At 60.3% G+C, this 6371-nt stretch carries 8 protein-coding genes and 1 pseudogene; 1 reads left to right on the forward strand and 8 read right to left on the reverse strand.

Translation table 11 applies throughout. The features are described 5' to 3' along the window. Positions 1-268: 268 nt before the first annotated feature. The 8 genes and pseudogenes from YU9_RS0137820 to YU9_RS46945 all read right to left on the reverse strand — a co-directional run. Positions 269-1300: an IS110 family transposase gene (locus tag YU9_RS0137820; protein ID WP_036017133.1), complete on the reverse strand. Its 1032-nt coding sequence runs from the start codon at positions 1298-1300 to the stop codon at positions 269-271. Positions 1301-1479: 179 nt separating this feature from the next. Then, positions 1480-2148, reverse strand: coding sequence for a hypothetical protein (locus YU9_RS0137825; RefSeq protein WP_027577352.1), 669 nt, complete (start codon positions 2146-2148; stop codon positions 1480-1482). A gap of 292 nt (positions 2149-2440) precedes the next feature. Beyond that, positions 2441-3079 carry a hypothetical protein gene (locus YU9_RS48585; RefSeq protein WP_156952366.1) on the reverse strand — a complete coding sequence of 213 codons (639 nt, stop codon included), beginning with the start codon at positions 3077-3079 and terminating at the stop codon, positions 2441-2443. 167 nt (positions 3080-3246) lie between these two features. Beyond that, positions 3247-3636: a hypothetical protein gene (locus YU9_RS49465; protein ID WP_210163516.1), complete on the reverse strand. Its 390-nt coding sequence runs from the start codon at positions 3634-3636 to the stop codon at positions 3247-3249. A gap of 231 nt (positions 3637-3867) precedes the next feature. After that, positions 3868-4083, reverse strand: a complete 216-nt coding sequence (locus YU9_RS0137840; RefSeq protein ID WP_156952367.1) for a hypothetical protein — start codon at positions 4081-4083, stop codon at positions 3868-3870. 409 nt (positions 4084-4492) lie between these two features. Next, a complete protein-coding gene (locus YU9_RS43930) occupies positions 4493-4675 on the reverse strand; it encodes a hypothetical protein (RefSeq protein WP_063623794.1) in 183 nt (60 codons plus the stop codon). Between the two features lie 461 nt (positions 4676-5136). Next, on the reverse strand, positions 5137-5553 hold the full coding sequence (locus YU9_RS43935; protein WP_051380671.1) for a cupin domain-containing protein: 417 nt from the start codon (positions 5551-5553) through the stop codon (positions 5137-5139). A gap of 156 nt (positions 5554-5709) precedes the next feature. Beyond that, positions 5710-6030, reverse strand: a pseudogene (locus YU9_RS46945) (transposase); the annotation flags it as partial. A 191-nt stretch (positions 6031-6221) separates the two neighbouring features. Between YU9_RS46945 and YU9_RS48595 the strand changes: the two are divergent. Beyond that, positions 6222-6371: helix-turn-helix domain-containing protein (locus tag YU9_RS48595; protein ID WP_036019246.1), on the forward strand; the 150-nt coding region annotated here is incomplete at its 3' end.

Consider the following 6371-nt stretch of genomic DNA (forward strand, 5'->3'; position numbering starts at 1 on the left):
GGGCCATGTGTGGACGGCTCCGGGTTGGCAAGGAGAATCTTCACTTTGCGGCGTTGGTCGGAGCAGCCATGTGTTCGGCCTGTTTGTGCGGTTCACTTGACCGCTGGCCATAATGCCCTCCGCGGATCAGGTCCCGATCAAAAGCACGCATTCGAAGATGCCGTGGCCCGTATGGGTTGTCCTGATCGCCGGATCGACCGGCGCTGCATTACGTGCTGTTCGCCCTCCCAACCGTTACGTCACGCCGGCGATGTCGGCGCGATCTCGTTTAGGCCGCCAGCGCGGCCGGCTCCTGGTAGCGTTCGTTCCTCGCCATCATCGCCCAGGCCATCCTGGCGAGCTTGTTGGCAAGCGCGATGGCCGCGACCTTGGTGGGCCGGCGGGCCAACAATCGCGTGAGCCATGGCCGATGATCGGTGCCATGGATCTTGGCGTAGCGGATTACGGCGAGCGCGCCAGCCGTAAACAGGCTACGCAAATAGCGATCGCCCTGCTTGCTGATGCTGCCAAGCTTGTCTTTGCCCCCGCTCGAGCTCTGCTTCGGTACAAGCCCAACCCAGGCCGAGAAGTCTCGTCCCGATCGAAAAGCTCTAGGATCAGCAATGCTCGCGACCAGAGCTGTTGCCAAAGCCGGCCCAACGCCGGGGATCGCGTCCAGCCGTTTGCTCGTCGCGCTTGATCGATGCCAGGCGATGATGCGTCGGTCGAACTCCAGGATCTGGGCCTTCAGCGCGCGCAATTGACCACCGAGAGCAGCAAGACACATCCGGGCGCCCTCCGGGACTCGGTCTTCGGCTGTATCGGCGACGACTTCCAGCAGTTGCTCGACACCCCTGCGCCCGACAGGGGCGACAATCCCGAACTCGGCGAGATAGGCGCGGATTGAATTGATCACGGCAGTCTGCTGGCGGATGAAGAGGTGGCGCGCTCGGTGAAGCATCAGACAGCTCTGTTGTTCAACCGTCTTGGTCGGCACGAACCGCATGTTGGGCCTCGTCACCGCCTCGCAAATCGCCTCCGCATCAGCGCTGTCGTTCTTCTGCCGCTTGACGTAGGGCTTCACATAGGCCGGAGGCATCAATCGCACCGCATGCCCCAATGCCTGCAACTCGCGGGACCAATGGTGTGATGATGCGCAAGCCTCGATCCCTACCAGGCAGGGCGGCAGCTTCTGGAAAAACGTCAGGACTTGCCGGCGCTTCAACTGACGGCGGATGATCACCTGGCCAGCTGCATCAACGCCGTGCACTTGGAAGACTGACTTCGCGATATCCAGACCGATGGTCGAAATTGGCTGCATAGGGCTGCTCCTCCGAATCGTGGGAGCCTCAAACGGCGCCCACACCTTGGCACTCTCGTGCCGGTGGAGGAGCCGTCCACAGCATCAAAAGGGGACCGTGGCGGCGCCGAAGTGGCGTCTGCTCTATGATCGAGAGGCAACGTCTCTTCTAGCGCCAGATTGAGCGGATAGCGGCCACTTCAATTCGTCGTGGTCTTGCCGCCGCGCATGGACACGAGCTTTTCCTCACGAAATCGGAGAATGAGCCATGCGGTCTCATCAAAACCGTCTGCGAGCTTTCCGTGGTGAGAATACACCATCTGAGCAGCTTCCGACTTCGACGGCGGTCCCAGCGCCGTGACTACGTCCAAACGCGACATACCTAAATGCAGCTTGCCGTCGAAGACGAGCGGCGCGAACTTTTCCGGGATGATGGCGCAATCGGTCGAGGTCTCGGTGTCTTTCTCGGTGAGCTCTTCAACGACCTCTGTGACGAGATGGTCCGGGCCGCCCATCTCTCCGCTGGACACGACCCATAGTCGATGCTGCGCGCGCCTATAACACAGCCAATAGACACTATCTCCAGCATCGCCCTGGTGTTGGATGATCCCTTCGCCCACGGCTTCGCGAACCGCGCCGAGCCGCGTCTCCTCGAAGCGGCCGGCGAATGCGCCTAGCGAAAAGCGGGTCGCCAATCTCTTCACGACTGTCGGCGGCACGCGCTCGAACGCATGTTCGCTGACTGGGGGCGGAGGTGTCTGCGCGGAGCAGTCGTCCGCGGGGATCGCGACAAGGAGAAGCAACAAGAAGAGCGTCTTTCGACCATCAACTCCGAATTGCCTTACATTGAAGGTTGAGCGCTTCTGCATAGCTCAATTGCTCATCGTTTTGGGCTCAAAGCTTTCTTCACTCGCCCGATCGCTTCTGGGGCGTCGGGAGCGACCGGGGATAGCCTATCGCTATTTCCCCGAACCCTCTTCCGACCCCTGGTCGGGGTCACAATTCAAATGGTTCATACACGAACTCGGTCAGCGTCCGCTCCGGGTCCAGAAGCCGACCTCGACAATCCGGCGCCTATCCCATGCGCCTGTTTAGGCGACGGGTAGGTCCCCGAACCTCAAGGGCACGATCAGCGTCAACAAACTCAGTGAGGGCTCGGCTTCACGCGGGTTTTCGGAGCTGTCGTGAGGAAGCCATCTCGGTCTCCGCCTCCTTTATTGTGTTGAGAACGTTTTTCACGGACGCTTCCAAATTGGATACAAGATCGGGATCGGCTTCGATCTGCGGTGGACACAGTAAGTAGACGGGGCGAGCATCGTCGAGGCGTGCTTCGGAGCGACGCGTCGCAGCATAGGCTAACACGCGTTGGGCATCCTTATGGCGAAAGAGCAATGGGATAAAGCCAAGTGCGACGAATGCCATCATCATCGCTACCAGCCCGTCGAGTGACCTCGTTATCGAGGCGTCCTCATGTTCAATAACGGAGGGCGGGGTGACTTGAGCGACATCCGCCGAGGCATCTACGAATGCGGCGCCGATCGTTTGCTCGCTTTCGCGCTCGATCGCGGGTGGCGGGGTCACCTTGACTACATCCGCCGAGGCATTGACCGGCGCCGCGCCAGTCGTTTGCTCTTCCTTACGCTCGACCAAGGATGGCGGCGCTACCTGGACTTCGACCCGCGAACGATTTGCCGGTCGGCGGGCAGCCGTCGCATCATCGCCCTCCCCGCGACGCGCGTCCAATGAGGTTCGCGTCCCGAACGATTGCACAGATTTCTGGTGCGACAGCATCTTCCGCATTTCGTGCGGCCTGAGCCTTGTTCGCTGAGCCTTGTGAAGCCTGTGGTCAGACATGGGCGCTGCGTGCCTCCACATATCCCACCGCAGCCGGGGCGCGCGTTCGCGGAACGGATAAAAAGTATCGTCACGAACCCATCCACCACCAGTCCAGGCCTTGCTCCTTTGGATCAGCTGCATGTTCGTGCCCAGCCGGCTGGAATAGGGCAAGCTCGATGCACCAGCATCATAATGGCCCCCGCCATAACCGCCACCGGCACCACCGTTGGCAGCTCCCGCACCACCAGCGTCACCCGCACCACCGCTGCCGGCACCCGCGCCACCAGCGCCACCGGAACCACCGCTGCCGGCACCCGCGCCACCAGCGCCACCGGAACCACCGCTGCCGGCACCCGCACCACCAGCGCCACCGGCACCACCGCTGCCGGCACCCGCACCACCAGCGCCACCGGCACCACCGCCGCCACCGCCGCCACCGCCGCCACCGCCCGCCCCCCCGGCACCACCGCCGCCGCCACCGCCACCGCCACCGCCGCCACCACCGCCCCCACCGCCCCCACCACCGCTCCCGTGGCCAAAGGCTTGGGTGATGACCGGCGGGGTAATCAGGGTGATCAACAACGTTGCTATGACCGTAGACTTGATCACCGATCTGAGCATATCTGCCTCCAATGCGCCCTACTCTTTGGCGCGGTAGCACTCTTCAGAGGCCAATAGGTCACCAGAAGCTGAAGGTGGCCGAGTTCATTAAGCGCTAAGCGGCGCTTACTGCTGCCCGGCCCAGCTTTTCATCAGACGAAACTCGGGTCGAGCTTCTGCTCAGCCTCAAGCACTCGTTCGCGAAGCGCTTCCAGTTCGGCGAGCTGAGAAGCGAGCGCTTCGAAACGGTGACGAAGAAGAGCGGCAGCAGCATCCGCCCAGGGATTGCCCGCCGGCACCGTGGCCGATTTGAAGAGATCGGCCCGGGGGGCCGACGGGGAAGTCTGGAGATGATGGAGACCACTCATGGCCGGGTCCTCCGCGTGGCGACGTACCGAGGGTTCGAACCTCCGCACGTTCCCCACCGATTTCGTCGCGAGAAGAGATGGAGCCGTAAGCCGCGCCCCGGTCGGCGACCCTCAGCTAATCTTCACCGCGTTTGTGATGATGGTGTTCGTGGGCCCCCGCGCCCTCCCCGCCAGACGCCGCGACCGAGTTGATGTCGATAGCAGCATGGAGGAGGAGTTACGGCGGCGAATTTTCCGCAGGTCTTCAAAAACTCGCGCCGGTAGTCGTGTTCGTATGAGGACATGGCGCCCCCTCATGGCTATTGCAATTAAACCATCCCCCAGCCTGAATAAATTAAATTAAGTTAATCGAGTTCAATCACTAAATATAACAAGACCCCGGTTCCCGTTAGAAACCGGCTTTCGCGTCCTAGTGCTTCGAAGGGGTGTTCTTCGCCGGTTCGTTCGAGTTTGCTCCTTGGCCGAGCTGATCGAGCCGCTTTTCGAGCTCGCGCTTTTCTGCAAGGAGTCTGGCCGCGAGGATCTGATCGACCTCCGTGTGCAGCGCCCACAATTCATCAATGGACAACGTGTCAAGGTATTCTCGATCCATGCCAGCCAGCTCCATACGGATAGAACTAGTTTGGGCAACTAGGGCACGTGCGTGCGCGCAATGCCCTGGCCCAAAAGTTTGCTCGGGTATCGCCGTGCTTTATATTGTTTAATATTCTCAATATTAAATTAAATTAAATCCAAAGATAGTTAACTTCTTCCCGTCATGTGCGTGAGATCTGGCGCGAGAATTAACCGACGAGCAGCCCCAAAACGACGTGCTGGACGGAGCGGCGACACCGCAATGGGTCAAAGGATTCCCTCGCGGTGTGCATGATGCCATTCTGCTCACCTCGGAAGCGGACAATGCGACGACCAGAGGGAGGTCAGCCACGGGTCAAACCTCCGCAGTCTGCATGAAGTTAGTCCGCTCGCCTCTCGGAAGCGGTCGGCGCAATTACCCAAGCAGATGCGAGCCTCGGATCAGAGGCCGACCTCGGCGCCCACGGGTCCCGACGTCAGCTACCGCTTCACCGGCTCGGTTACGGGCTTTTCCTTCTCAACTACAAACACGTTGAAGGTCCTTGCCGGAGCGCTCGCCTTGTTATTTGCTTCGTGAACTACGCCGGGTTCGTTGTGATACGACCGGCCCGCCGTGTAGGTCTTGGCCTCGCTTCCTTCTTTTCGGCCGACGACCTCTCCTTCAAGGACGGTGGTGTACTCGTCGCCCGGATGCGTGTGAAGACCGGTACCGGACCCGGGCGGCCGCTCGACGATCAGCGAGAGAACTTCCTTGTTAGGCTGCCCTGTCAGAGGCTCCTTCTGCAGCGGAGTGATTTTCAGCTTCGGAGTCTCCCGCGCATCAGCAACCATGCTCGTCGCGCAAAATGCGGTAAACGTAGCCAGCGCAAGCGGCGCCAAAATATGGGTGAGCTTCATTGAATTTCATCAGAGTTTAAAAGATGAAGAAACAAGCTTTGGCGGATCGAACAGCAGCCAGATTAACCTGCACGCTTCTTGGTGCCAAGCAGTAGAGGCAGGCCCGTTACATCGTTGGTATTCCGGCTTGGGTCAACCTGACCTGCCACCGAATTTTCATCCGGCCGCGGTTAGAGCCTCGGGGTTTTGTACGCCAAGTGGCGCGGTTGTAGCAACGGACGATCGGCGGAGCTGGTCGGGGTTGCGTAGCCGATCGTCCGTTGTGGTGAGGTGGGCGGCATAAGCCGCGGGGGTCATGTATTTCAGCGACGAGTGAGGCCGCTGAAGATTGTAGTCGGCAACCCAATTGGCGATCTTGGCGCGGGCGTCGTCGAGATCGAAGAACAGAGTCTCGTTGAGCAGCTCGTCACGCATCCGGCCGTTGAAACTCTCGACGAAGCCGTTCTGCATCGGCTTTCCCGGTGCAATGAAGTGCCAGCATCCCGATGCGATGGACCTGTATTTCCAGGGCATGGCTTGGTTCAACAAGGGAGTAACAACCCCCGAACACATGATGTCATTCGGCTTGCAATATTGACCCCCTAAGCCGGGGGATCGGCGTCCAAAATTGACCCCCTACAGATAGGTCTGTTGCGCTGCCTGCTTTGGAATGAAGCAGGTGGTTGGGGATGCTGGTCGTGGAGACGATTGGGCGGATACGGCGCGAGCACTTCATCAAGGGTAAGACGATCAAGGAGATCGCCCGCGACCTGAAGGTGTCTCGGAACACGGTTCGGAAGGTGCTGAGGTCGGGAGAGACCTCGTTCGAGTATGAGAGA

Source organism: Bradyrhizobium sp. WSM1743, from assembly GCF_000473065.1.
In the GTDB taxonomy this organism is placed as follows: domain Bacteria; phylum Pseudomonadota; class Alphaproteobacteria; order Rhizobiales; family Xanthobacteraceae; genus Bradyrhizobium.

Coding starts and splice junctions, on each gene's coding strand:
- YU9_RS0137840 (WP_156952367.1), bottom strand. CDS start 4,083: ATGAGTGGTCTCCATCATCTCCAGACTTCCCCGTCGGCCCCCCGGGCC.
- YU9_RS43930 (WP_063623794.1), bottom strand. CDS start 4,675: ATGGATCGAGAATACCTTGACACGTTGTCCATTGATGAATTGTGGGCG.
- YU9_RS0137825 (WP_027577352.1), bottom strand. CDS start 2,148: ATGCAGAAGCGCTCAACCTTCAATGTAAGGCAATTCGGAGTTGATGGT.
- YU9_RS43935 (WP_051380671.1), bottom strand. CDS start 5,553: ATGAAGCTCACCCATATTTTGGCGCCGCTTGCGCTGGCTACGTTTACC.
- YU9_RS0137820 (WP_036017133.1), bottom strand. CDS start 1,300: ATGCAGCCAATTTCGACCATCGGTCTGGATATCGCGAAGTCAGTCTTC.
- YU9_RS48585 (WP_156952366.1), bottom strand. CDS start 3,079: ATGCGGAAGATGCTGTCGCACCAGAAATCTGTGCAATCGTTCGGGACG.